Genomic DNA, 23,194 nt, shown 5'->3' on the forward strand with positions numbered 1-23,194 from the left:
CCATGTGTTGCTCTCCTTGCTGGGGATAAGTGCCTGAACTGGCAGGAAATTGCCAGGTGGCCAGCAAAGAGGCATCAACTATCGTGCCAAAAATATTTTTCCTTTTAATATCAATTAATTACAGATCATTGACACCCATTCGAGTGATTTGCAAAACAAAATCAATCCAAAAGTTGCGCAACTTCTTGCGCAGTGGTGGCAAAAAGTTGCGCAGTTGGCTGTACATAATGATTACCAAGGCCTGCATCGAACTATCCACACACTTATCCACATTTGAGTGCGCAACTTCTTGCGCAGTTGACCAAAAAGTCAAAAACCAAAAAACAGTGGAAACAATAGAGCTGTGTTGGGCGAGCCGGCTTGCCGGCGAACCTCCCACACCAGGCATTGTCCCTATGACCGAAGCCACGCTTCACACCACGACCTTCGCAGGTGGGTTTGCCATCGCGCTTGTGTCATGATGCTCCGACCGTCGGCTAGCCCTTCTAATCTAAAGCCCTCTATGAACAAACCCTACGCATTGCTGCTCGCCCTTGCCCTGCTCCAGGGCTGCCAGAACCTGGCACCGCAGAAGACGGACGCCCCGGCCGACGCCGGCAAGAGCGTGGAAAAGCCCGTGGTGTACGGGTCGTTCAAGCAGGACACCCTGTACAGCCTGCTGGTGGCCGAGCTGGCCGGCCAGCGCAACCGCTTCGACATCGCCCTGGCCAACTACACCGACCAGGCCGAGAAGACCCAGGACCCTGGTGTCTCGGAGCGTGCCTATCGTATCGCCGAGTACCTCGGCGCCGACGAGCCGGCGCTGGAGAATGCGCTGATCTGGGCCCGCAACGACCCGCAGAACCTCGATGCCCAGCGCGCCGCCGCCATCCAGCTGGCCCGCGCCGGGCGCTATGACGACTCCATGGCCTATATGGAGAAAGTCCTGCAGGGCAAGGGCGACACCCACTTCGACTTCCTCGCCCTGTCCGCCGCAGAAACCGACCAGAGCACCCGCGACGGCCTGATGCAGAGCTTCGATCGCCTGCTGGTGAAATACCCCGACAACGGCCAGCTGGTATTCGGCAAGGCCCTGTTGCTGAACCAGGATGACAAGCCCGAGCAAGCCCTCGAACTGCTGGAGAAACACCCTCCGCAGAACGGCGAAATCGCCCCGGTGCTGCTGCGCGCACGCCTGCTGCAGTCGCTGGACCGCGGCCCGGAGGCCCTGCCGTTGCTGCGTGGTGCAATTCGCGACAACCCCGAGGACAAGCGCCTGCGCCTGACCTACGCCCGCACCCTGGTCGAGCAGGACCGCATCGACGATGCCAAGGCCGAGTTCGAAAGCCTGCTGCAGCAGTACCCGGAAGACGACGAGATCCGTTATTCGCTCGCCCTGGTGTGCATGGAGACCAAGCACTGGGACGAGGCCGAAGGCTACCTGCAGGAAATGGTCGAGCGCGACGCCAACCCCGACGCCGCCCACCTCAACCTCGGGCGCATCCGCGAAGAACGTCACGACCCGGCCGCCGCCCTGCGCGAGTACGCCCTGGTCGGCGCCGGTCCCGACTACCTGGCGGCGCAACTGCGCCAGGCCGACATCCTGATCGCCAACGGCCGCAGCGCCGAGGCCTCGCGCCTGCTCGCCGAAGCCCGCGAAGCCCAACCCGACTATGCCATCCAGCTGTACCTGATCGAGGCCGAAAGCCTGGGCAACAATGGCAAGGAAGCCCAGGCCGGACAGGTGCTCGAGCAAGCGATCAAGCGCTATCCGGACGATCTCAACCTGCTCTACACCCGTGCCATGCTCGCCGAGAAACGCGATGACCTGCCACAGATGGAGAAGGACCTGCGCGCGATCATCGCCCGCGAGCCCGACAACGCCATGGCCCTCAACGCCCTCGGCTACACCCTGGCCGACCGAACCACCCGCTACGGCGAAGCCAAGGCGCTGATCGACAAGGCCCACCAGCTCACCCCGGACGATCCGGCGGTGCTCGACAGCCTGGGCTGGATCGCCTACCGCATGGGCAACCTGGAAGAAGCCGAGCGCCAGTTGCGCCAGGCCTTCGAGCGTTTCCCCGATCACGAAGTCGCCGCCCACCTGGGCGAAGTGCTGTGGGCCAACGGCAAGCGCCGCGAAGCCCGACAGATCTGGGCCAAGGGTTTCGAAGCCCAGCCCGACAGCCCCATCCTGCGCAAGACCCTGTTGCGCCTGACCGGATCCGAGAGCCTGTAAATCATGTTCCTGCGTCATTGCATCACCTTCACCCTCATCGCCCTGCTGGCCGGCTGCGCCGGCTTCGGCAACAAGGAAGCCGTCCAGGGCCAGGGCAATCCGCAACTGTGGCGGGCGCACAAGCAACAGCTGAGCACCCTCGACGGCTGGCAGATCAACGGCAAGGTCGGCATCCGTGCGCCACGCGACTCTGGCAGCGGCACGCTGTTCTGGCTGCAGCGCCAGGACTACTACGACATTCGCCTGGCCGGCCCGCTGGGCCGCGGTGCCGCTCGGCTGACCGGCCGTCCTGGCGGCGTGGTGCTGGAAGTGGCCAACCAGGGCCGCTTCGAGGCGGCCAATCCCGAAGCCTTGCTGGAAGAGCAGCTCGGCTGGCGCCTGCCGGTGTCCCACCTGGTCTGGTGGGTACGCGGCCTGCCCGCCCCCGACAGCAAGAGCCAGCTGACCCTGGACGGCGACAGCCGCCTGGCCAGCCTGACCCAGGATGGCTGGCAGGTGCAGTACCTGAGTTACACCCAGCAGAACGGCTACTGGCTGCCCGAGCGCCTGAAACTGCACGGCGAGAACATCGACGTCACCCTGGTGGTCAAGGACTGGCAGCCACGCCAGCTGGGACACTGAGGCGATGGAGAAGCTGACCCTGCCCGCCCCGGCCAAGCTGAACCTGTGGCTGCATATCACCGGTCGCCGCGACGATGGCTACCACGAGCTGGAAACGGTGTTCCAGTTCCTCGAGCATGCCGATGAACTGAGCTTCGCCCTGCGCGACGACGGCCAGATCAACCTGCGCACCGAGATCGAAGGCGTGCCCCACGACAGCAACCTGATCGTGCGCGCAGCGCGTCAGTTGCAGGCACAGTCCGGCACTTCTCTGGGCGCCGACATCTGGCTGGACAAGGTGCTGCCCATGGGCGGCGGCATCGGTGGCGGCAGTTCCGACGCGGCGACCACGCTGCTGGCCCTGGCCCACCTGTGGCAACTGGACTGGAGCATCGATCGCCTGGCGGCGCTGGGCCTGGGCCTGGGCGCCGACGTGCCGGTGTTCGTCCGTGGCCACGCGGCCTTCGCCCAGGGTGTTGGCGAACAACTGACCCCGGTCGACCCCGCCGAGCCCTGGTATGTCGTGCTGGTGCCGCAAGTGTCTGTCAGTACTGCGGAAATTTTTTCGCATCCGGAGTTGACACGTGATTCCCTCCCCCTTAAGATGCGCCCCGTTCCCGAGGGAAACAGTCGAAATGACTGCCAACCGGTAGTAGAGCAACGTTACCCTGAAGTTCGCAACGCGCTGATTTCACTGGGTAAATTTACGGAAGCTCGAATGACCGGCACTGGAAGTTGTGTGTTTGGGGCCTTCCCAAGCAAAGCCGAAGCTGATAAAGTTCTGGCCCTTCTTTCAGAGACCCAAGCAGGGTTTGTGGCGAAAGGAAGCAATGTTTCGATGTTGCATCGCAAGCTGCAAAGTCTGATCAAGAAGTCGAGCTCATAAGAGTTCGCAGCAACAGATACAGGGGCGTCGCCAAGCGGTAAGGCAGCAGGTTTTGATCCTGCCATGCGTTGGTTCGAATCCAGCCGCCCCTGCCATTTCTTATACTCATCCAGGTTACCCTCAGCCTTCAGGTACTGCGCGTGTCCAAGATGATGGTCTTCACGGGGAATGCCAACCCCGATCTGGCTCGGCGTGTCGTACGTCAGCTGCATATTCCACTGGGTGATGTTTCTGTCGGCAAGTTCTCCGACGGCGAAATCAGTGCTGAGATCAATGAAAATGTCCGCGGTAAGGACGTCTTCATCATCCAGCCAACCTGTGCCCCAACCAACGACAATCTGATGGAACTGGTGGTGATGGCCGATGCCTTCCGCCGCTCCTCTGCGTCGCGAATCACCGCCGTGATTCCCTACTTCGGATACGCCCGCCAGGACCGCCGTCCGCGTTCGGCACGTGTAGCCATCAGCGCCAAAGTCGTCGCTGACATGCTCACTGTCGTGGGTATCGACCGTGTACTCACCGTCGACCTGCACGCTGACCAGATCCAGGGTTTCTTCGATATCCCCGTCGACAACATCTACGGCTCGCCCGTACTGGTCGACGACATCGAAGACCAGCGTTTCGAGAACCTGATGATCGTTTCCCCGGACATCGGTGGCGTGGTACGTGCCCGTGCCGTCGCCAAGTCCCTGGGTGTCGATCTGGGTATCATCGACAAACGCCGCGAAAAGGCTAACCACTCCGAGGTTATGCACATCATCGGCGACGTCGAAGGACGCACCTGCATCCTGGTAGACGACATGGTCGACACCGCCGGCACCCTGTGCCACGCGGCCAAAGCCCTGAAAGAACACGGCGCGGCCAAGGTTTATGCCTACTGCACGCACCCTGTCCTGTCGGGCCGCGCGATCGAGAACATCGAGAAGTCGGTACTGGACGAGCTGGTGGTGACCAACACCGTTCCGCTGTCCGCCGCTGCTCAGGCCTGTGACCGTATCCGCCAGCTGGATATCGCACCGGTCGTCGCTGAAGCGGTACGCCGCATCAGCAACGAAGAATCGATCAGCGCGATGTTCCGCTAAGCGGAACGCTCGCTGACGAAAAGCGCCCCGCCCCGACACTGGTTGTCGGGGCGGGGCTTTTTTGCCATCCCCGTTGGCGCTGGTCGCAAACGCCCTCGGGAGGCTATTTTGGAGAAACAAAATGACTGACTTCATCCTGAACGCCCAAGCGCGTACTGACCTGGGGAAAGGTGCGAGCCGCCGCCTGCGTCACTCCGCCAACATCCCTGCCGTTGTATACGGTGGCGATAAAGAAGCCCAATCCCTGACCATCGTGGCCAAGGAAATCGCCAAGCTGTTCGAAAACGAAGCTGCCTTCAGCCACGTGATCGAACTGAACGTCGACGGCGCCAAGCAGAACGTCGTGGTCAAGGCCATGCAACGTCACCCTGCCAAAGGCTTCATCATGCACGCCGACTTCGTTCGCGTCGTTGCTGGCCAGAAACTGACCGCCAAGGTTCCAGTTCACTTCGTTGGTGAAGAAGCTCCGGTCAAGAAAGGCGGCGAAATCTCGCACGTTGTTTCCGAGATCGAAGTTTCCTGCGAAGCCAAAGACCTGCCTGAGTTCATCGAAGTCGACCTGTCCAAGGCCGAAATCGGCGCCATCATCCACCTGTCGGACCTGAAAGCTCCGAAAGGCGTAGAGTTCGTCGCTCTGGCCCACGGTGATGACAAAGCTGTTGCCAACGTCCACGCCCCGCGCGTTGCCGCTGACGCTGCTGAAGGCGCTGCCGAGTAATCCACTCGCACGCCGGCGTTGATCGGGTTACAGTGCCGCGCGCACCGTAACCCACCAACTCCAAGGAAGAGCCCCTGACGTGACCGCCATCCAGTTGATCGTCGGCCTGGGTAACCCCGGCCCCGAATACGAACAGACCCGGCATAACGCAGGGGCTCTTTTCGTTGAACGCCTCGCCAGCGCCCAGCGCGTTTCGCTGTCCGCTGACAAAAAGTATTTCGGCCTGACGGCCAAGTTCAGCCATCAGGGCAACGATGTTCGCCTGTTGATCCCCACCACCTACATGAACCGCAGCGGCCAGTCCGTGGCGGCCTTGGCCAATTTCTTCCGCATCAAGCCGGAAGCGATCCTGGTGGCGCACGACGAACTCGACCTGCCTCCCGGCGTCGCCAAGCTCAAGAAGGGCGGCGGCCACGGCGGGCACAACGGCCTGCGCGACATCATCGCGCAGCTCGGCAACCAGAACGACTTCCACCGCCTGCGGCTCGGCATCGGCCACCCGGGCGACGCCAAACTGGTCTCCAACTTCGTCCTGGGCCGCGCACCGCGCGCCGAGCAGGAGAAGCTCGACGCCAGCATCGATTTTGCCCTCGGCGTGCTGCCGGACGTGCTTGCCGGCGACTTCGCCAAGGCGATGCGCGAGCTGCACAGCCAGAAGGCCTGACTCTTTAGAAAGGGGAATTCCCATGGGTTTCAATTGCGGCATCGTCGGCCTGCCCAACGTCGGCAAGTCCACCCTGTTCAACGCCCTGACCAAGTCCGGCATCGCGGCGGAGAACTTCCCCTTCTGCACCATCGAGCCGAACAGCGGCATCGTGCCGATGCCCGACGCACGTCTGGCGGCACTGGCCGAAATCGTCAAACCGAACCGCATCCTGCCGACCACCATGGAGTTCGTCGACATCGCAGGCCTGGTGGCCGGTGCCTCGAAAGGTGAAGGCTTGGGCAACAAGTTCCTCGCCAACATCCGCGAGACCGACGCCATCGCCCACGTGGTGCGCTGCTTCGAAGACGAGAACGTGATCCACGTCTCCAACAGCGTCGACCCCAAGCGCGATATCGAGATCATCGACCTCGAGCTGATCTTCGCCGACCTCGACAGCTGCGAGAAGCAGTTGCAGAAGGTTGCCCGCAACGCCAAGGGCGGCGACAAGGACGCCCTGGCACAGAAGGCGATCCTGGAGAAACTGATCCCGCACTTCACCGAGGGCAAGCCGGCGCGCAGCCTGATGAAGCACATGGCTGAAGACGAGAAGGCCATGATCCGCGGCTTCCACCTGCTGACCAGCAAGCCGGTAATGTACATCGCCAACGTTGCCGAAGATGGCTTCGACAACAACCCGCACCTGGACGTGGTCAAGGCCATCGCCGAAGAAGAAGGCGCGGTCGTGGTACCGGTGTGCAACAAGATCGAGGCGGAAATCGCCGAGCTGGAAGACGGCGAGGAGAAGGACATGTTCCTCGAGGCCCTGGGCCTGGAAGAACCTGGCCTGAACCGTGTGATCCGTGCCGGCTACGAACTGCTGAACCTGCAGACCTACTTCACCGCCGGCGTGCAGGAAGTACGTGCCTGGACCGTGCGCGTGGGCGCCACCGCTCCGCAGGCCGCAGGGGTGATCCACACCGACTTCGAAAAAGGCTTCATCCGCGCCGAAGTGGTGGCCTATGACGACTTCATCCAGTTCAAGGGTGAAAGCGGCGCCAAGGAAGCCGGCAAGTGGCGCCTGGAAGGCAAGGACTACATCGTCAAGGACGGTGACGTGATGCACTTCCGCTTCAACGTCTGATCCGCGCACGCGACACCGCGCCACAGAAAAACCCGCTTCGGCGGGTTTTTTTTCGCCCATAGAAAACTCCTACAGCCTGCACCCGCAAAGGCCTCCATGCATTTGCGCATCATCTTATGCATAAATATTTTCATAAATGCATTGACTGCATATGCATGCATGCATAACCTGTGTCTCACGCCGGTCAGCAACCGGTTGTTACACAGGCAGCGATGAACAGGCCTCGACTGTTCAGAGGGTTGGCAACTGACCCAGGTGCGCAGCGTAAAGCACCAAGAACAGTTATCCGGCGGGCGAGCGGCCGCGGTCGGAGTCACCAACCTGAAGCGTAACCGCGCGGCGTCACCAGTCGTGGCCGGCGGTTTGACAACGCATTACTGAAAAGCCTGCAAGGCGGGCTTTTTGGAATGCCAAGCAAGGCTTCACCGGCAACCCTGCCGCTCTTCACGAGGGACCCACGATGCGCGCTCCAGCCAACCCCGCCAGGGTTTCTGCCCTGGCCATTCATCACCGCGCCCGCCTGCCGGCGCCACAGCCATGAATCAGCTGAAGGCCCTGGCCACCTACCTGCTCGCCCGCCAACTGGTACCCGCGGCACAGTTCCAGGCCCGCACCGAACAGCTTGACCTGCAACTGGCATGGGCCGAGACCGAACAGGGCCTGCACATGGGCGACCTGCATTACCGCGCCCTGTTCGACTTACACGACTTCAGCGGTTCCCCTGCCCGCCTCATGGCGTTGGCCGGCAGCTGGCTGGAGGTCCACGACCCGGACCGCCACCGCTTTGCGCTGGCGCGACCGAGCCTCACCGTGCAGGCCAAGGACCCGGCCAACGATCTGTTCGACGTGTCGTTGACCGTGGAATTCGTCGAGCCCCTCTACCTGGCCGAAGACGCCAGCGGCGAGATCGAGGTCTTCGACAGAACCTGGTCGTTCATCCCGTTCGACCTGTGGGTCGCGGAACAGGGCGAGCTGAGTATCCACCAGCCCCCGCTCTGAACCGTGCCCCTTCGTCCTGACCGCCCCGCGCAGGTCATGGACAACGCTTTCCCGGGCAACCCTGTCCGGGCAAACAGCGACCTGCTCGAGCAGGTCCTGCCCTCACCCCTTCAATATCCCGCTAAACGAGGCAACCTATGGCACTCGGTAAAATCAGCGTGAACAATCTCAACCTCGGCCAGGGCGCCGTCACCGAGATCGAACGCTACTTCCTCTTCATCGGCCCCGCCGCCAAGAACGTCGGCAAGCTGCTGCCCCTGAACACTGACAGCGACCTGGACGACCAACTGGGCGTGGCCGACAGCGACCTCAAGACCCAACTGCTCGCGGCCAAGGTCAACGGCGGCGACCGCTGGGCCTGCCTGGCCGCACCGATCGGCACCGAAGGCGACTGGGCAAGCGCCCTGGAACACGCCCAGCAACAGGGCTTCTCGGTCGAAGCCGTGGTCATCACCAAACCGGTGGCCACCGGCGCCGAACTGCTGGCCATGCACACTGCGGCCGAGCAACTGAACGCGGTCTATGGCCGTCGCGCATTCGTGCTGGCCGCGTCCGCCGGCATCCTGCCGGCCGCCACCTGGTCGGACTACCTCGCTGAGCAGAAGGCGATCACCAGCGGTGTTGCCGCGCCACGTGTCCTGGCAGTGCCGCAATTGCACGGCAACGACCTCGGCGTGCTGGCCGGGCGCCTGGCCAACGCGGCCTGGAGCGTCGCCGACACCCCGATGCGCGTGGCCAGCGGCCCTGTCCTGGGCCTGGGCGCGGTACCCCAGGACAAGGACGGCATCCCCCTGCCCTCGGCGATCCGCAGCGAGCTGGACAAGGCACGCTTCTCCGTGTCCCAGACCTATCCCGACTACGAGGGCGTGTACTGGGGCGACGCCAATCTGCTGGACACCGCGGCGAGCGACTTCCAGGTCCTGGAATACCTGCGCCTGGCCGACAAGGCCGCCCGCCAGGTACGCCCGCTGCTCATCCGTCGCATCGGCGACCGCCGTCTGAACAGCAGCCCGGCCAGCATGGCTGCCGCCACCAGCGCCCTGATGGCGCCGCTGCGCCGGATGGCCAAGGCGGTGAACTTCGCCGGTGAAGTGTTCCCTGGCGAGATCCAGCCGCCGAAGGATGGTGACCTGGTCATCGTCTGGAAGAGCCGCACCCAGGTGGAGGTGTTCATCCGCATCCGCCCGCACAACTGCCCCAAGGACATCACCGCGAACATCGCGCTGGACCTTTCCCAGGACAACCAGGAGTAACCCATGGCCAAGATCAGTGGCATGAACTTCGACATCAACGTGGGCGATCTGAAGGTCCACGTTGAGAACGCAACCCTCGACATCACCGACAACAGCGCCGTGGCGCACACCAAGGGCGTACCGGACGGCTGGGTCGCCGGCGACGTGGCCGCCAGCGGCGAGCTGGAGGTCGACACTACCAACTTCAACCTGATCATCGAGGCAGCCGCCAAGGCGGGCAGCTTCCGCCAGCTGGGCACCTTCGACCAGCTGTTCTACGCACGGACCCCGACCGACGAGATCCGAGTCGAGGCCTTCGGCTGCCGGTTCAAGATCTCCAGCCTGCTCAGCATCGATCCCAAGGGTGGCGAGAAGACCAAGCACAAGCTGCCGTTCGACGTCACCAGCCCGGACTTCATCCATATCAACGGCGTGCCGTACCTGTCCTTCGAAGAGGTCGAGGGCCTGATCTGATGGTGTGCCCATTCGACCGCGCCCAGGCCCTGGAACAACGCTGGCGTGATCTGGCGACCGCCGCCGCCCTGCAGCAGGGCGTGGCGACTGGGCCCAGCCTCAGCCACTGCGAAGACTGCGCCGACGAGATACCCGAGGCGCGCCGCGCCCTGGGCGGCAAGCGCCGCTGCGTCCCTTGCCAGCACCGGCACGAGCAGCGCCACTGAGCCTTCGCCGCTCCACGGCCGGACATGCGCCCGGCCGTTCCCCACCCCGCATCATTCTTTCCTACGGAGTAGTACCCCATGACCCAACGCACCGACATCACCCTGGAAATCGGCGAGCAGTCCCTGGAATTCGCCATCGATCCGGCGCTGATGACCAAGTACATCAACGCCCTGACCCCGTCCAACAAGGTCGCCCCGGCCAACAACCTGCTGGTCAACGCCATCAAGCTCGAGCACAAGGAACAGCTCAAGCCGCTGCTGGCCAACCCGATGACCGTCATCCAGCTGGCCGGCGCCCTGGTCGAGGAGTACGCCCCCACCGTCGAGGTCACCGTAAAAAAGCACTCGGCCACGCCGAACGACTGACCGAGGACGGCCTGGGCCAGTTGCTGGCCCTGACCGAACGCTGGCTGCCCGGTGCCCCGTCCACGCCCGAGAACCTGGGCACGGCCAAATGGCTGGAGGACGAGCACTGGCGGCGCATGGAAATCGCCATCGCCAACGGCATCGCCCGTGCATTCAACGGAAGCTGAGATCCCATGAGCGCAAACAACGCAACCAGCCGGCTGGACAAACTGCTCGATCTGACAAGCAAGATCGCCAAGCCCCTGGAGAAAATGAACGATGAGAGCGAGCAACTGACCAAGCACACGGACAGGCTCAAAGGCTCTCTGGGCGGCCTCTCCACCGCCCTGGGACCTGCCCTTGAAATGAACCGTGCCCTGGCGGACCTCAGCTCGCTCGGCGTGGCCGACAAGACCCTGGACCTGCTCAACAAGAAGGCCCTCAGCTTCTCCATCGCCTACGGCGAGAACGCCCGCGACTTCGTTGCCTCGGCATACAAGATCGAGGGAGCGATCAAGGGCTTGAGCGGCTCCCAGCTGGCCACCTTCACCTACACCAGCAGCGTGCTGGCCAAAGCCATCAAGTCCGACCAGAGCGTGATGGCCGACTATGTCGGCACGCTGTACAACCTGCAAAAGCAACAGGCCGACGCCATGGGCAAAGGCCTGTGGGTCAAGACACTGGGCGGACAGACCGCCCTCGCCGTCCAGCTGTTCCGCACCAGCGGCGCACAGATGGGCGAAGGCTTCAAGGCTGCCGGAGCCAGTGCCGCGGCAGCCGGTGTCGACCTGGCCGAACAGATGGCGGTGATCGGCAGCCTGTCGAGCACGATGCCAGGCAGCAAGGCCGGCGAGCTCTACAAGGCCTTCTTCGACAATGTCGAAGGCGCCGCGGACAAGCTCGGCATGAAGTTCACCAACGCCGATGGCCAGCTTCTGCCCATGCTGAAGATCCTGGAGAAGCTGCAAGGCAAGTACGGCGACCTCAGCGGCGCGGCGGCCGACGCCGACCTCGGCAAGGCGTTCGGCGGCGATGCCGCTCGCCTGATCGGTGCGCTGGCGCAGGACACCGATCGCTTCAAGACCAGCCTGGACAAACTGGGCAAGGTCCGCGGGCTCGAAGAAGCCGAGAAGATGGCCAAGGCCCTGGCCGACCCATGGCAGAAGTTCGCCGCGGCGATCAAGGCGGTACACATTGCCTTCGGCCAGGCGCTGATCCCCATCCTGCAGCCGATGATGACCCGTCTGACCGCCATCAGCACCACCCTGGTCCGCTGGATCAAGCTGTTCCCCAACATCACCCGAGTCATCGGCATCACTGCCCTGACCGTCGTCGGCATGGTCACCGCACTGAGCATACTGGGCACCCTGGTCACCCTGTCCCGGGTCACCGTGCTGGGCATGCAGGCCGCCTGGGCCTTGCTCAACCTGACCGGTTTGAGAAGCCTGGCCGTATTCGCCCTCCACTCCATCCAGTGCGTGCTGCTGGTGGGCCGCGTCCTGCTCATGACCGCCGTGCTGGGCGCCTTGCGCTTCGCCATGCTCGCCTGGCAGGCCGTGATCTGGCTGGTCAACGTGGCCATGTACGCGAACCCGATCGGCATGGTGGTCGCCGGCATCGCCGTACTGATCACGATCGTCGCCCTGGTCGTCAGGTACTGGGATGACCTCAAGGCGGCCCTGCTCGACAACGCGGCATTCCAGTGGGTCAGCGAGCAGTTCACCGCGCTGGGCGCGCTGTTCGGCTCGATGAGTGGCTGGGTCGACGTCGCCAAGTCAGCCTGGGACAGCATCAGCGGGATCTTCCGCAGCGCGCTGGACAGCCTGATCGAGATGCTCAACAAGATCCCGGGGGTGAACATCGAGACGCGCTTCGGCGAACTGCCGCAAGTACCGGCGATACCGCAACCGCCCCTGCAAGTCGTACCGACCACGTTCATGCCGATGGCGTTGACGCCAGCGGTCGATCAGGTCGCCCAACAGCGCCAGCGCATGGCCCAGACCGCACTCAACCTTTCGCCGGCCGGCCCGGCCAGTGTTCCCCAGGGAGGGCTGATGACCCAGATCCAGAACAGCACCCAGACCCAGGATCGGCGCATGCACGTCGAGAAGATCGAGATCAACACCAGCAAGGCCATGAGCCCGCTGGAGCTCGAACAGATGATGGACATGGCGGTGGGCTGATGAGCGACTACATCGACCTGCTGATTCACGACAACGACCTGGTCCTGGACCCTTCCCACCAACCGCTGCTGATCGAGGACCGCGCCAGCATCGCCCAGGACATCGCCCACATGATCCGCGACAGCGGCCTGCTGGTGACCCTGGTGGCCGAGCGCAGCCGACAACGACAGGCCGACTGCATCTTGCAGCTGGAGCTGCTGGTGGAGAACGACGAACGCCTGGTGCCCGGTACCGCGCGCATCCTCCAGGCGCGCCCTGGCCTGTACCGGGTCACGGCAAAAACCCTGAAATTCGGTGATATCGAGGTGTACCTGTGAGCGACATAGACTTTCGCCAGGCGCTGGCCGACGCCGGCATTCCAACCACTGAGGCCGCCCTGCACAAGGCCTGGGAGGCCGAGGTGGCCGCCCAGGGCAGCAAGCTCAGCAACACCAGCGCCTACTCGCCGTTCTGGCGCGTGGTCACGGCCCTGGTGACCAAGCCGGTGCTCTGGCTCGTCGGCTTCGTCAGCGACACCGTGCTGCCCAACTTCTTCGTCAAGACCGCCAGCGGCGCCTGGCTGGACAGCCTGGCCTGGGCAGTGAACATCGAACGCAAGGGCGCGACCAAGGCCCAGGGCCAACTGCTGTTCACCCGCGAGAACAGCGCCGGCGAACTGCGCTTGCGCGCCGGCGTGGTGGTCCAGTCGGCAGCGATCAACGGCCACGTCTACCAGTTGGCGACAACAGAGGACGCGGTGTTTGCCGATGGCCGCCTGCAGCTATCGGTGAAGGTACAGGCGCAGCAAGTCGGCAGCGGCTACAACCTGGCGCCCGGCTACTACGCCATCCTGCCCCAGCCGGTGCCCGGGATCGTCCAGGTGGTCAACGCCGACGGCTGGATGTCCTCCCCCGGCGCCGATCCCGAACCGGACGAGCAACTGCGCCTGCGCACCCGCAATCAGTTCAGCGCGGTCAACCAGTGGCACACCGACGCGGTCTACCGCGCGATGATCGCCGCCTTCCCCGGCGTGCGCCCCGACGGCGTGTACTTTCTCCACGATGCGCCGCGAGGGCCGGGCAGCGCCAATGCCTACGTGCTGTTCGACGCCGACGTGCCGGCCGAGTCTTACCTGAAGCAGATCAACAGCCATGTGCGCGACCAGGGCAACCACGGCCATGGCGACGACCTGCTGGTGATGGTCATGCCCGAGACCCGACACGACGTCGCGCTGAAGGTCTGGCCACGCGCCAACCTCACGGCGCAACGGCGCGAGGCCTTGCGCGAAGGGATCACCCAGTTCGTCCGCGCGGCATTTCGCGAAAGCAGCGCCAGTGATTACCAGCCAACCCTGACCCACCCGCAATCGCGCTTCTCGTTCAGCCGCCTGGCCGAGGAGCTGCACCTGGCCTTCGCCGATATCGAGTCGCTGCACTTCGCCAACGAGGACATCGTCTCCGAGCTGAGCGTCGCGCGTATCGCCAGCCTGCAGGTGGACCTCGCATGAGCCCGTTGAAACTGCCGTTCTGGCTCGCCGGGCCCGAGCTGACCCGGCTCAAGGATGCCGCGCAGGCCTGGTGGGGCAAGGTGATCGAGTGGCTGCGCTGGCCGTTGCTGCAGATGGACGCCGAACAGTGCCACCTCACCATTCTCGACCTGCTCGCCTGGCAGCGGGACATCACCCGCTACAGGGACGAGCCGGAGAGCCTGTACCGGCTACGGGTCAAGCATGCCTTCATCAATGCCGTCGACGCCGGTAGCACCGCAGGCCTCAAGCGCATCCTGCGCCGACTGGGCGTCGGCTATATCGAGATCGACGAACGCCTGGCAGACCGCGACTGGGACGTGGTGCTGCTGCGCCTTTCCGATTCGCAACTGTCGGAAAGCCCCGAATTGCTGCGGGTACTGATCCAGCAGTACGGCAGGACCTGTCGGCGCTACGACTTCGTCAGCATCACCCCCGTCACCCTGCGCCTCGCCGCAGTCGACTTCAACGACGACCAGCAGACCCTGGTCGCCACACTGTAGGAGCCCGCCGTGGCCAGAATCACTTTCGCGGGCGAAAGCCTGATCGCCCAGAAGCAGGGGGCCAAAGAAGTCCTGCAGATCACCCGCTTCATCTACGCCAACGTGCCCGGGCTCGACGCCAATGCGCCGATCGACCGCGCAGCCGCCAAGCCACCGGCCAACCAGATCGTGCATACCTACGACATCCCGCCGGGCAACAGTGGCTACGTGAACCCCAACCAGGTGGTCTACAGCTCGATGCTCGGCAGCGACATCGGCGACTTCGACTGGAACTGGCTGGGGCTCGAGAGCGCCGAGGGCGTGCTGTTCGCCGTGGCCTACCTGCCGTTGCAACAGAAGCGCCGCAACATCCCGCCGCAGCAAATCGGCAACAACGTCACCCGCAACATCCTGGTGGAGTACAGCGGCGCGCAGGAGCTGACCGGTATCACCATCGACGCCAGTACCTGGCAGCACGATTTCACCGTGCGCCTGAAGGGCATCGACGAACGCGAGCGCCTGAGCAATCGCGATATCTACGGGCGGGCCTGCTTCTTCGGCAATGGCCTGCGTTTCGAGAAAATCGGCGCCGCCTACCAACTGGCCGCCGGCGTGGCCTACCTGGAAGGCATTCACCTGGCGCTGGCCAAGGCCCAGGTCTTGGCAGCTCCCGGCGGTGCGACCCAGGTGTGGATGCGCCTCACGATGCGCCGTGAGCAGAACGACGTAGTCCCGGACTGGAAAGTGGTGTACGAGCCCGACCAGCGGGACTACCCGACCGATGACGGCTGGGTCTACTGCATCCAGCTGGCCGAGCTGACAGCCTCGGGCGAGATCATCGACCTGCGCACCGCCAAGCCGATCGCGGGGCCACTGGTCGAGCACTTTGCCAGCCGTCAATCGGTGGTCGACCTCGAGAACGGTACTACATCCGCCGGCAAGGCCCGACGCCTGACCGAGGCGCGCCAGATCGCGCTGCAGGGCGATATCGCCGGCCATGTGGACTTCGACGGCAGCAGCAACGTGGTGATGCAGGCGACGCTGCCAGACCTGGGCATCGCACCCGGGGCCTACTCAAAGGTGGTCATCAACGCCAAGGGCCAGGTCGTCGGCAACCAGGTGCTGCAACAGAACGACGTGCCGAACCTGGACTGGAGCAAGATCACCAGCGGCAAGCCTACTACGCTGGCGGGCTATGGCATCACCGATGGGATCAGACGCGGGCAGTATGGCCTGGGTGATGTCGCTTGGAATATCACCGGGGAAAGCGCAGACAACCTCATGGAAACGGGCTTCTACATGGGGGCGAGCATTCAAGGCGCTCCTGATGCCGGTTGGTGGTTCATCGAGAACATCCGTCATAACAACCTCTGGTGCCGGCAGGTCTGGCACTCATTTAACGACTCACGGCTCGCGACTCGGATTCAGAGAAATGGGGAGTGGGACAAAGAATTCATGACCCACTACCACACGGGAAACTTGAGCCCCCAAGCCATCGTACCGCCGGGCATGGTCATTCACTACGCCGCCGGAGCGCCGCCAGAGGGCTTTCTCAAAGCCAATGGCGCGGCCATTTCACGCGCCACCTACGCCAGACTCTTCGCGGTGCTTGGCACCTATTACGGAGCAGGTGACGGTGTGAGCACCTTCAACTTGCCCGATCTGCGGGGCGAGTTCATCCGCGGCGTCGATGATGGCCGTGGAGTAGACCCCGGTCGCGTGCTGGGCACCTGGCAGCCCCAAGACATTCAATCGCACGCTCACTCAATGCTATCCGGGAGCGGCAGTAACTGGATTGGCTGGGGGCGAGTGAACCTGGGGCTTGGCCAAGGTGCGGGGACCTTCGCAACGGATGCCGCCGGAGGCGCCGAGACCCGTCCGCGCAACATCGCGCTATTGACTTGCATCAAATACTGAGGTGCCGATGGAACAGAAGATCGTTTACCAGACTGACCGTCAGGGCCTGTATGTGGGGCCCGTCCACGCCGACCTTAGCCCATTGGAGAGCGGTGTTTTCTTAATCCCCGCGGGGTGCGTAGAGGCGCCCCCACCCGAAATCCCGGCGCATAAAGCCGCGCACTGGAACGGCCAGGCCTGGCAACTGGTTGACTACCATGATGGGCTGATCGTCTACAGCATCAAGACTGGGGAGCCTCGCACACTCACCGGCATGGAGCCGATCCCATCCGGTTACACACTCAAGCAGCCTGGGCCGGAGCAGGTCTGGAAAGACGGCGAGTGGGTGGACGACACCGCCGCCGTGCTGGCCAGGCTGTACCAGGACAAGCTGGCCGAGGTGAGCAACGGCTGCACCCAGTACCTGGACGGCGGCTATGACTCTGCGGCCCTGGGTGAGCAGCGCCATTACGGCAGCACGCTGGAAGACCAGGTAAACCTCACCAGCCTGGTGTTCAGCGGGCTGGACGGCGCCTACCCGTGTACCGGTAGCAATGGCGTGTCCCAGTACCTGGCACATACCCGCGAGCAATTGCTGCAGGTGAACAAGGACCTGGTGCAGTTCAAGCAGGCCGCGCTGCAACACGCCGACCAGCTCAAACGCGACGCCACCAAGGCACTGCAGGACAAGAAGCTCAAGGCCCTGCGCGCCATCCAGTGGACGGTGCCGGCATGAGCTGGGCGCCTGTCGCCATGCGCTGGCCGAGCGAAGCGACACGCTGGATGGAGCAGTTGGACGCGGCCAAGACCCTGGCCGGCAGCGAGCTGGCCAGCACCGGCCAGCGCCTGGCCGGCCTGCAGGGGTTGGCGACCACCAACCCCGGCCCGGTCGGCGAGGCAGCCCAGGGCGCGATCGCGGCCGGGCGCCGGGCCCTGGCCGAACAGCTCGGCGAAGTCCCCGCCTGCCTGGTGGTCACCCCCTTCCAGAGCGGTATCGGCCAGGGACGCGGTTACCAGCACTTCCTGTCGGCGCCCAACCTGCTGCAACAACTCGCCGACAAGCTGACCGATGGCACCGACGCCGCTCGCCCCCAGGGCGACTTGCATGCGCTGTGCCTGCTGTTCCTGGGGACCCGCTACGAACAGCTGGCGGCCGGGCTGGCGCGCTTCAACGCGTTGCTGCCCATGCCCGAACTGGTCCGTGCACAGCGCCGCGCCGAACACCTGGTCAAGCTCGAAACCGAGAAGTGGCAGATTCCCCAGTCCGCCCCCCTGCCCCGCTGGGCATCGCTGCCCCTGGAGCGCTGCACGGTGCTCAAGGCCGCGCAGCAGTCGATCGCCGGGCAGGTCGCCGTGCTGGAAAGCTACGCCGCCGACAGTGCACCAATGGCCGACCTCGCCGCCCTGGCCAGCCGCAAGGCCGCCCAGCAACAGGCACGCGACCAGCGCCTGGCCGAGCTGCGCCAATCGCTGGAGGGCGGCCAGGCCGACAGCACGTTGCGCGCCCGCCTGCTCGGCCCGGGCGACGCCACGCAACTGCGGCGGATGCTGCTCGAAGGCGAGTCGCCGGGGCACGAGTGGGTGACGAGCGCCGGAGTGATCCTGGTCGGCTCGCAGCAAGGCCTGAGCTTCGTTCGTGAAATGGTGGGTTTATGACGCAACTACTGCTCGACGGCCAGCCCGTCGAAGGCAAGACCCTGAAGGTCACCGGCAACCTGCGTATCGAGTCCGAGGACCTGTCCGGCCAGACCAGCAACACCGAGAAGGCGCACAAGGGCTTCAAGCCCAAGACCCTCACGGTCACCCTGACCATCCCCTACGCCGACAGCGCCTGGCTGCGCAACCTCATGCGCCTGGCCGAGGCGACGCAGAGCGGCGGCCAGCTCAAGACCTATCGCATCGTCAATGACACGGCGCAGGCCCTGGGCATGCGCCAGGTGCAGTTCGCCGACAGCGTCAGTGCCCGGGAAGATGACTCGCTGGCCTGCTGGCGGGTGCAGTTCGGCCTTTGCGAGAAGAAGTCCAACCCGGAGAAGGTCGAGAAACGCCGCGCCAGGAAACCGGTCAAGGCCCAGACCGGGCCCGGCGCCGCGGTGGCGGCAGAGGAGGACGAGCAAGACCAGGACGCGCCGCTGACAGGTTTCGAGACCTTGCTGAAAAAGCTCGACGACTGGATAGGGGACGACAAATGAAGCTCCACCAGTTACTGAGCGTGAACGGCGTCGGCTATGACCTGGTCAAGGCCGACGTGCGCCTGGAGCTGCGCAACCCAGGACGGGCGACCTTCACCGTCCAGGCCGAGACCGCGCTCAAGGGCCTGGTCACACTCGACATCGGCTACAACGACAGTCCCCTGCAGCGGCATTTCATCGGCTACGTGGAGCGCTGCACCGCAGCCAACAGCAAGCAGCAGGTGCTGTTCTGCCGCGAGCTGGCGGCGATCCTGGGCAAGCCGCTGCCGATGAACCTGCGCCATGTCGACCTGCGCGGCGTGCTCGCCCAGGTCGCGCAGCACACCGGCCTGCGCTTTCGTGTCCCCGAACGGCCCTACGCCGCGACCCGGGCACCGTTCTTCTACAGCCTGGGCACAGGCGTGCAGGTGATGGAGAGCCTGGCCGAGGTGTTCGCCATCGAGGACTTCGTCTGGCAACAGCAGGGCAATGGCGAGGTGTACGTCGGCAGTTGGGCAGACAGCTACTTCGCAGCACGCACCGCCCTGCAACTGCCCGTGGAGCTGTTCGACCACTACCAGGGCAACCGCAGCGCCAGCATCGCCGCCCTGCCCGGGCTGCGTCCTGGCGCCATGATCAACCAGGGCGAGCGGGTGACCCACGTCGCGCTCGCCGACAACCAGATGGCCATCCGATGGAAGACGCAATCCGCCGCGCCGTAGAGCGCCAGTTCCCCGAGATCACCGGGGGTTACCACCTGCCACGTTTCGGCCGTGTGGTCGGCGTGCCGGACGCCCCTGCCACACCTGGACTGTGCGACGACTTTCGCCCGCGCTTCGGCGTCGACGTCCAGGTGCTGCGGGCGGACGGCGAGCCGGACCCGGCACTGCCGGTGTTCACCAGCCTGCCCCTGCCGGCGCCAATGGGCGGCCAGGAACGTGGCATGTTCGGCTTCCCCGAGGAGGGGACAACCGTGGTCGTGTCGTTCGCCTACGGCCTGCCGCACAAGCCGTTCATCCAGCAGATCCTGCCCCATGGGCTCAGCCTGCCCCAGGTGCCGAAAGGCGACCTGGTCTGGCAGCACAGCGAGGCCTGCCAGCAACGCGTCGATGCCGACGGCAACTGGTTGCGCCAGACCGACGGCAGGATCCGCGACCAGGCGACCGAGCGCGAAGTGGAAGCGCTGAGCAACACCGAGCAGTTCCAGAGCCACACACGCAACGTCGACGATCACTCGAGCGAAACGGTGGGCGGCGTGAAACGGCTCGAGGCGCTGGGTGCGCTGAAACTGCTGTCGGGAGGATCCACGAGCCTGGCCGCTGTCGATGACCTGCACCTGGCCACCGGCCGCGACCTCAACCTGGTGGTGGCGCAGAAGCTCAACGCGGCCATGGGCGGCGACGTCCAAGAACGGGTCGAGGGCCTGCGCGACAGCGTGGCCAGGATCAGCCAGCGCCTGCAGGCGCCAAAGACCTGGCTAGGCTCCGAGGGGGTGAACGTCCTGCAAGTGCTGTGCGACCTGCTCGACCTGGTGCAAGCCATGAACACCGAGCTGGCCACCCACGTGCACGGTCCAACGCCACCGCCGGGCAACGCGGCGGCCTTCAGCGCTGCCGCGGCCCAGGCGCAACTGCTCGGGCTCAGCTTGAAGCCGATCACCCTGTGACCAGGCGCTGCCGGGACGTGGCATCAGGTGAGCAGCGGCGCACCTGACTGTCAGCAGACTTGGATTTAACTCACCTGTCACCCCGCGCAAGCTAAGCGCTTTTCCGTGGACAGGAGCCGCCCCATGACGCAACAAGCCCCACGCCCCAAGGCCATCGCCACCGTGCAGGTGGATACCGCCGAGGTCATCGTCACCGAATGGCGCTTCGCCCCCGGCGCCGAGACCGGCCATCACCTGCACGGCCACGACTACGTGGTGGTGCCGATGACCGATGGAATGCTGTTGCTGGAAACGCCAGAAGGCGAGAAGCACGCCCCACTGGTGGCCGGCCGCAGCTATTTCCGCAAGGCCGGTGTCGAGCACAACGTGGTCAATGCCTGCGACCACGAAGTCGTGTTCATCGAGACCGAACTGAAATAACCCTTCCTCCCCTGCGCAACTCGCTTGCCCCGCCCTTGCCGGATTGATCCGACAAGGGCGGACCTCTACACTCCTCCCTGCTTGAACCGGGATAACCGAAGCACTGCCTCGAAACCCGATGGACCTGACCACTGCCGGTCAACCGTCGGGACTAATGGGTCCGGACCTTGGCCGGCCCGTTTATCGGAGGCAACACATGACCCCGCGTATCTGGCTGCTGGCCCTGGCGACGTTCGTCACGGGCATGGCGGAAAACATCACCGTCGGCATCCTGCCGTCCCTGGCCGATGGCCTGGCCGTACCGCTCGGCATCGCCGGGCAACTGACCACGGTGTTCTCCCTGAGCTTCGCGCTCGCCGCCCCCTTCTCCCCCCTGCTCACCACCCGTTTCCCGTTACGTCGACTGCTTTGCATCGCACTGGCCCTGTTCGCCCTGTGCAACCTCGCCGCGGCCCTCGCGCCCGGCTACACCGCGTTGCTGTGCGCCCGCGTCGGCATGGCCGCGACCAGCGCCCTGACCTGCCTGAGCTGCACCCTGATGGCCACGCGCATGGTCCCCGAAGCCCTGCGCGGCCGCGCCATCGGGGTGATCTTCATGGGCATCTGCAGCTCGCTGGTGCTAGGCGTGCCTGCCGGCATGCTGCTGTGCGATGTCCTGGGCTGGCGCGGCGTCTTCGTCGGGCTGAGCCTGCTGGCATTGGCCGTGCTGCTGATTGCCTGGCTGGGCCTGGAACAATCGCAGAGCAGCGAGCACATCGCCCTGGGCAGCTACCTGCGCCATCTGCGCAATGGCCGCCTGCTGGCGGCCCAGGGCGTATCGCTGCTGATGATCGCAGGACACTTCAGCGTGTTCGCCTACCTGGCGCCTTACGCCCGGCAAGTCGCCGATGTGCCGGCGCACTGGCTGGCCGCGCTGTTCGCTGCATTCGGCATCGCCGGGGTGTCGGGCGGCTACGTCGGTGGCTGGATGGCGGACCGGCTCGGCGCGGGCAAGTCCATCGTCCTGGCGCCCTTGCTGTACCTTGCCAGCCTGCTGGTGCTGCCGTTCTGCACAGGTACACCCTGGCTGTTCCTGGCGCTGATGATGCTCTGGGGCGCACTGAGCTGGACCACCTCGCCGGTGGTGCAGAACTTCCTCGCCGCCCGTGGCCCGGACACCTTCCCGGCGGGCATGAGCCTGAACATGTCGGCCATGCACCTGGGCGTCGGCCTGGGGTCGGCCATCGGCGGCGTGGTGATCAGTGCCGCGTCACTCGCGGCCACGCCTTGGGCGGGTGCGGCGCTGACGGCAGTGGCCGCTGGACTAGCGCTCTGCTGCGCCCGCCCGCCGACCGCGCGAGGCTTCAATGAGCCTGGGGTGGCATAGCGGCAACCTGTTCCTGTTCGAACGCCTCGGCAAGAAAGTCGATCAGCTTGCGCACGGCGGGCATCAGCCCACGGCGCGAAGGGAACAGCGCCACCACCTCGCCCTCTCGCGGTGCCCAGCCATCGAGCACGTGGACCAACCGGCCGCTGGCGAGATCGGCGCTGACGGCCTCCTCCGGCAGCAGTACCACTCCCACACCGGCCAGGGCGCCTTCACGCAGCACGGCCAGGTCGTCCGACACGATCCTCGGCCGGAATGGCACCGACACCTCGGCGTCCTGCGGCCCTGCCAGCAACCAGGTGTAGTCCTGCACAGTGATGCCCCAGCACAGGCTCGGCAGCGCCTGCAACTGCGCCGGCGCCTGTGGCCGACCATGGGCGGCCAGCAGCTCCGGCGACGCCACCAGGCACTGCCGGCTCGGCCCCAGCCGACGCATGATCAGCTCGCTGCTCTGCAGCGGTTGCTGGTGCACGCTGAGCACCAGGTCGAAACCTTCGCCGATCACATCGACGCGGCGGTTGTAGCTCTTGACCAGCAGTTCGACCACCGGGCATTGCGCCATGAAACGCGCCAACATCGGCGCCAGGCGCGAGTCGAGCAGCGCCGTGCTGCTGGCCAGGCGCACGATGCCCCGGGGTTCGGCGCGGTTGCGTTCCACCGCGTCTTCGGCGGCAATTGCCTGCTCAAGCATGCCCAGGCAATGCCGGTAGTACTCCAGGCCCACTTCGGTGACCTGGAACTGGCGCGTCGAACGCTGGATCAGGCGTACGCCCAGCCGTTCCTCGAGCTTGGCCACACGCCGGCTCAGGCGCGACTTGGGCAGGTCGAGGATGCGCCCTGCGGGCGCGAAGCCGCCATGTTCCACCACCTTGGCGTAGAGGTACAGGTCGTTCAGGTCAAACATGGGCAGCACTCGCGTTCGGCTCACTGCGGCATCATCCATCATTCCTCGAGGATCG

27 protein-coding genes and 1 tRNA gene are annotated in these 23,194 nt (G+C 64.7%); 27 read left to right on the forward strand and 1 reads right to left on the reverse strand.

Annotation, left to right across the window (positions count from 1 at the left end; translation table 11 throughout):
• The first annotated feature begins 56 nt into the window (after positions 1–56).
• From F3J43_RS20325 to F3J43_RS20455, 27 genes are all read left to right on the forward strand, one after another.
• Complete coding sequence (locus F3J43_RS20325) at positions 57–461, forward strand: hypothetical protein (protein WP_166891025.1); 405 nt, start codon at positions 57–59, stop codon at positions 459–461.
• A gap of 41 nt (positions 462–502) precedes the next feature.
• Complete coding sequence (locus tag F3J43_RS20330) at positions 503–2,218, forward strand: tetratricopeptide repeat protein (protein ID WP_166891028.1); 1,716 nt, start codon at positions 503–505, stop codon at positions 2,216–2,218.
• A 3-nt stretch (positions 2,219–2,221) separates the two neighbouring features.
• Positions 2,222–2,839, forward strand: a complete 618-nt coding sequence (lolB, locus tag F3J43_RS20335; RefSeq protein ID WP_166891031.1) for a lipoprotein insertase outer membrane protein LolB — start codon at positions 2,222–2,224, stop codon at positions 2,837–2,839.
• 4 nt (positions 2,840–2,843) lie between these two features.
• The gene (ispE, locus tag F3J43_RS20340) at positions 2,844–3,704 is read left to right on the forward strand and encodes a 4-(cytidine 5'-diphospho)-2-C-methyl-D-erythritol kinase (RefSeq protein WP_166891034.1); all 861 of its coding nucleotides are present in this window, start codon (positions 2,844–2,846) and stop codon (positions 3,702–3,704) included.
• Positions 3,705–3,724: 20 nt separating this feature from the next.
• A tRNA-Gln gene (locus tag F3J43_RS20345) sits at positions 3,725–3,799 on the forward strand.
• Positions 3,800–3,844: 45 nt separating this feature from the next.
• Complete coding sequence (locus F3J43_RS20350) at positions 3,845–4,786, forward strand: ribose-phosphate pyrophosphokinase (RefSeq protein ID WP_016391678.1); 942 nt, start codon at positions 3,845–3,847, stop codon at positions 4,784–4,786.
• A gap of 61 nt (positions 4,787–4,847) precedes the next feature.
• Complete coding sequence (locus F3J43_RS20355) at positions 4,848–5,504, forward strand: 50S ribosomal protein L25/general stress protein Ctc (RefSeq protein ID WP_353618268.1); 657 nt, start codon at positions 4,848–4,850, stop codon at positions 5,502–5,504.
• 79 nt (positions 5,505–5,583) lie between these two features.
• The gene (pth, locus tag F3J43_RS20360; RefSeq protein WP_134694009.1) at positions 5,584–6,168 is read left to right on the forward strand and encodes an aminoacyl-tRNA hydrolase; all 585 of its coding nucleotides are present in this window, start codon (positions 5,584–5,586) and stop codon (positions 6,166–6,168) included.
• A gap of 22 nt (positions 6,169–6,190) precedes the next feature.
• Entirely contained in the window at positions 6,191–7,291 is a 1,101-nt protein-coding gene (gene ychF, locus F3J43_RS20365) for a redox-regulated ATPase YchF (protein ID WP_166891040.1), read from the forward strand.
• Positions 7,292–7,828: 537 nt separating this feature from the next.
• Positions 7,829–8,290: a phage tail protein gene (locus tag F3J43_RS20370; RefSeq protein WP_166891043.1), complete on the forward strand. Its 462-nt coding sequence runs from the start codon at positions 7,829–7,831 to the stop codon at positions 8,288–8,290.
• Positions 8,291–8,427: 137 nt separating this feature from the next.
• Entirely contained in the window at positions 8,428–9,543 is a 1,116-nt protein-coding gene (locus F3J43_RS20375) for a DUF2586 domain-containing protein (RefSeq protein ID WP_166891047.1), read from the forward strand.
• A 3-nt stretch (positions 9,544–9,546) separates the two neighbouring features.
• Positions 9,547–9,996 (forward strand): phage protein, encoded by a 450-nt coding sequence (locus F3J43_RS20380; RefSeq protein ID WP_166891051.1) that lies wholly within the window; start codon positions 9,547–9,549, stop codon positions 9,994–9,996.
• Positions 9,996–10,202 carry a TraR/DksA C4-type zinc finger protein gene (locus F3J43_RS20385; RefSeq protein WP_166891054.1) on the forward strand — a complete coding sequence of 69 codons (207 nt, stop codon included), beginning with the start codon at positions 9,996–9,998 and terminating at the stop codon, positions 10,200–10,202. The genes F3J43_RS20380 and F3J43_RS20385 overlap by 1 nt, the downstream gene beginning before the upstream one ends.
• Before the next feature lie 78 nt (positions 10,203–10,280).
• Positions 10,281–10,568: a putative phage tail assembly chaperone gene (locus F3J43_RS20390; RefSeq protein ID WP_166891057.1), complete on the forward strand. Its 288-nt coding sequence runs from the start codon at positions 10,281–10,283 to the stop codon at positions 10,566–10,568.
• Between the two features lie 20 nt (positions 10,569–10,588).
• On the forward strand, positions 10,589–10,735 hold the full coding sequence (locus F3J43_RS20395; protein WP_166891021.1) for a DUF6890 family protein: 147 nt from the start codon (positions 10,589–10,591) through the stop codon (positions 10,733–10,735).
• Positions 10,736–10,741: 6 nt separating this feature from the next.
• Positions 10,742–12,730 carry a phage tail tape measure protein gene (locus F3J43_RS20400; protein ID WP_166891060.1) on the forward strand — a complete coding sequence of 663 codons (1,989 nt, stop codon included), beginning with the start codon at positions 10,742–10,744 and terminating at the stop codon, positions 12,728–12,730.
• Complete coding sequence (locus F3J43_RS20405) at positions 12,730–13,047, forward strand: DUF2590 family protein (RefSeq protein ID WP_166891063.1); 318 nt, start codon at positions 12,730–12,732, stop codon at positions 13,045–13,047. Before F3J43_RS20400 ends, F3J43_RS20405 begins: the two co-directional genes overlap by 1 nt.
• Positions 13,044–14,216, forward strand: a complete 1,173-nt coding sequence (locus F3J43_RS20410; RefSeq protein WP_166891066.1) for a baseplate J/gp47 family protein — start codon at positions 13,044–13,046, stop codon at positions 14,214–14,216. The genes F3J43_RS20405 and F3J43_RS20410 overlap by 4 nt, the downstream gene beginning before the upstream one ends.
• On the forward strand, positions 14,213–14,737 hold the full coding sequence (locus F3J43_RS20415; RefSeq protein WP_166891069.1) for a phage tail protein: 525 nt from the start codon (positions 14,213–14,215) through the stop codon (positions 14,735–14,737). The genes F3J43_RS20410 and F3J43_RS20415 overlap by 4 nt, the downstream gene beginning before the upstream one ends.
• Before the next feature lie 9 nt (positions 14,738–14,746).
• Entirely contained in the window at positions 14,747–16,633 is a 1,887-nt protein-coding gene (locus F3J43_RS24375) for a phage tail-collar fiber domain-containing protein (RefSeq protein WP_166891072.1), read from the forward strand.
• Positions 16,634–16,640: 7 nt separating this feature from the next.
• On the forward strand, positions 16,641–17,348 hold the full coding sequence (locus F3J43_RS20425) for a DUF4376 domain-containing protein (protein ID WP_166891074.1): 708 nt from the start codon (positions 16,641–16,643) through the stop codon (positions 17,346–17,348).
• Positions 17,345–18,268 carry a hypothetical protein gene (locus F3J43_RS20430; RefSeq protein ID WP_166891077.1) on the forward strand — a complete coding sequence of 308 codons (924 nt, stop codon included), beginning with the start codon at positions 17,345–17,347 and terminating at the stop codon, positions 18,266–18,268. The genes F3J43_RS20425 and F3J43_RS20430 overlap by 4 nt, the downstream gene beginning before the upstream one ends.
• Complete coding sequence (locus tag F3J43_RS20435; protein WP_166891080.1) at positions 18,265–18,804, forward strand: baseplate complex protein; 540 nt, start codon at positions 18,265–18,267, stop codon at positions 18,802–18,804. Before F3J43_RS20430 ends, F3J43_RS20435 begins: the two co-directional genes overlap by 4 nt.
• Complete coding sequence (locus tag F3J43_RS20440) at positions 18,801–19,505, forward strand: hypothetical protein (protein WP_166891083.1); 705 nt, start codon at positions 18,801–18,803, stop codon at positions 19,503–19,505. The genes F3J43_RS20435 and F3J43_RS20440 overlap by 4 nt, the downstream gene beginning before the upstream one ends.
• Positions 19,478–20,449 (forward strand): hypothetical protein, encoded by a 972-nt coding sequence (locus tag F3J43_RS20445; RefSeq protein ID WP_166891086.1) that lies wholly within the window; start codon positions 19,478–19,480, stop codon positions 20,447–20,449. The genes F3J43_RS20440 and F3J43_RS20445 overlap by 28 nt, the downstream gene beginning before the upstream one ends.
• Positions 20,450–20,572: 123 nt before the next feature.
• Positions 20,573–20,869 carry a cupin domain-containing protein gene (locus F3J43_RS20450; protein ID WP_166891090.1) on the forward strand — a complete coding sequence of 99 codons (297 nt, stop codon included), beginning with the start codon at positions 20,573–20,575 and terminating at the stop codon, positions 20,867–20,869.
• Positions 20,870–21,065: 196 nt separating this feature from the next.
• On the forward strand, positions 21,066–22,235 hold the full coding sequence (locus tag F3J43_RS20455; RefSeq protein WP_166891093.1) for an MFS transporter: 1,170 nt from the start codon (positions 21,066–21,068) through the stop codon (positions 22,233–22,235).
• Here the strand turns inward: F3J43_RS20455 and F3J43_RS20460 are convergent.
• Positions 22,213–23,139, reverse strand: a complete 927-nt coding sequence (locus F3J43_RS20460; RefSeq protein ID WP_166891096.1) for a LysR substrate-binding domain-containing protein — start codon at positions 23,137–23,139, stop codon at positions 22,213–22,215. The two genes, F3J43_RS20455 and F3J43_RS20460, sit on opposite strands and share 23 nt — an antisense overlap.
• Positions 23,140–23,194: the final 55 nt, after the last annotated feature.

Source organism: Pantoea sp. Cy-639, assembly GCF_011752525.1.
In the GTDB taxonomy this organism is placed as follows: Bacteria; Pseudomonadota; Gammaproteobacteria; order Pseudomonadales; family Pseudomonadaceae; genus Aquipseudomonas.

Excerpts from the sequence above, each read along its gene's own strand:
- F3J43_RS20330 (WP_166891028.1), top strand. The coding sequence starts at position 503 with ATGAACAAACCCTACGCATTGCTGCTCGCCCTTGCCCTGCTCCAGGGC.
- lolB (WP_166891031.1), top strand. The coding sequence starts at position 2,222 with ATGTTCCTGCGTCATTGCATCACCTTCACCCTCATCGCCCTGCTGGCC.
- ispE (WP_166891034.1), top strand. The coding sequence starts at position 2,844 with ATGGAGAAGCTGACCCTGCCCGCCCCGGCCAAGCTGAACCTGTGGCTG.
- ychF (WP_166891040.1), top strand. The coding sequence starts at position 6,191 with ATGGGTTTCAATTGCGGCATCGTCGGCCTGCCCAACGTCGGCAAGTCC.
- F3J43_RS20370 (WP_166891043.1), top strand. The coding sequence starts at position 7,829 with ATGAATCAGCTGAAGGCCCTGGCCACCTACCTGCTCGCCCGCCAACTG.
- F3J43_RS20375 (WP_166891047.1), top strand. The coding sequence starts at position 8,428 with ATGGCACTCGGTAAAATCAGCGTGAACAATCTCAACCTCGGCCAGGGC.
- F3J43_RS20380 (WP_166891051.1), top strand. The coding sequence starts at position 9,547 with ATGGCCAAGATCAGTGGCATGAACTTCGACATCAACGTGGGCGATCTG.
- F3J43_RS20385 (WP_166891054.1), top strand. The coding sequence starts at position 9,996 with ATGGTGTGCCCATTCGACCGCGCCCAGGCCCTGGAACAACGCTGGCGT.
- F3J43_RS20390 (WP_166891057.1), top strand. The coding sequence starts at position 10,281 with ATGACCCAACGCACCGACATCACCCTGGAAATCGGCGAGCAGTCCCTG.
- F3J43_RS20400 (WP_166891060.1), top strand. The coding sequence starts at position 10,742 with ATGAGCGCAAACAACGCAACCAGCCGGCTGGACAAACTGCTCGATCTG.
- F3J43_RS20405 (WP_166891063.1), top strand. The coding sequence starts at position 12,730 with ATGAGCGACTACATCGACCTGCTGATTCACGACAACGACCTGGTCCTG.
- F3J43_RS20415 (WP_166891069.1), top strand. The coding sequence starts at position 14,213 with ATGAGCCCGTTGAAACTGCCGTTCTGGCTCGCCGGGCCCGAGCTGACC.
- F3J43_RS20425 (WP_166891074.1), top strand. The coding sequence starts at position 16,641 with ATGGAACAGAAGATCGTTTACCAGACTGACCGTCAGGGCCTGTATGTG.
- F3J43_RS20430 (WP_166891077.1), top strand. The coding sequence starts at position 17,345 with ATGAGCTGGGCGCCTGTCGCCATGCGCTGGCCGAGCGAAGCGACACGC.
- F3J43_RS20435 (WP_166891080.1), top strand. The coding sequence starts at position 18,265 with ATGACGCAACTACTGCTCGACGGCCAGCCCGTCGAAGGCAAGACCCTG.
- F3J43_RS20440 (WP_166891083.1), top strand. The coding sequence starts at position 18,801 with ATGAAGCTCCACCAGTTACTGAGCGTGAACGGCGTCGGCTATGACCTG.
- F3J43_RS20445 (WP_166891086.1), top strand. The coding sequence starts at position 19,478 with ATGGAAGACGCAATCCGCCGCGCCGTAGAGCGCCAGTTCCCCGAGATC.
- F3J43_RS20450 (WP_166891090.1), top strand. The coding sequence starts at position 20,573 with ATGACGCAACAAGCCCCACGCCCCAAGGCCATCGCCACCGTGCAGGTG.
- F3J43_RS20455 (WP_166891093.1), top strand. The coding sequence starts at position 21,066 with ATGACCCCGCGTATCTGGCTGCTGGCCCTGGCGACGTTCGTCACGGGC.
- F3J43_RS20460 (WP_166891096.1), bottom strand. The coding sequence starts at position 23,139 with ATGTTTGACCTGAACGACCTGTACCTCTACGCCAAGGTGGTGGAACAT.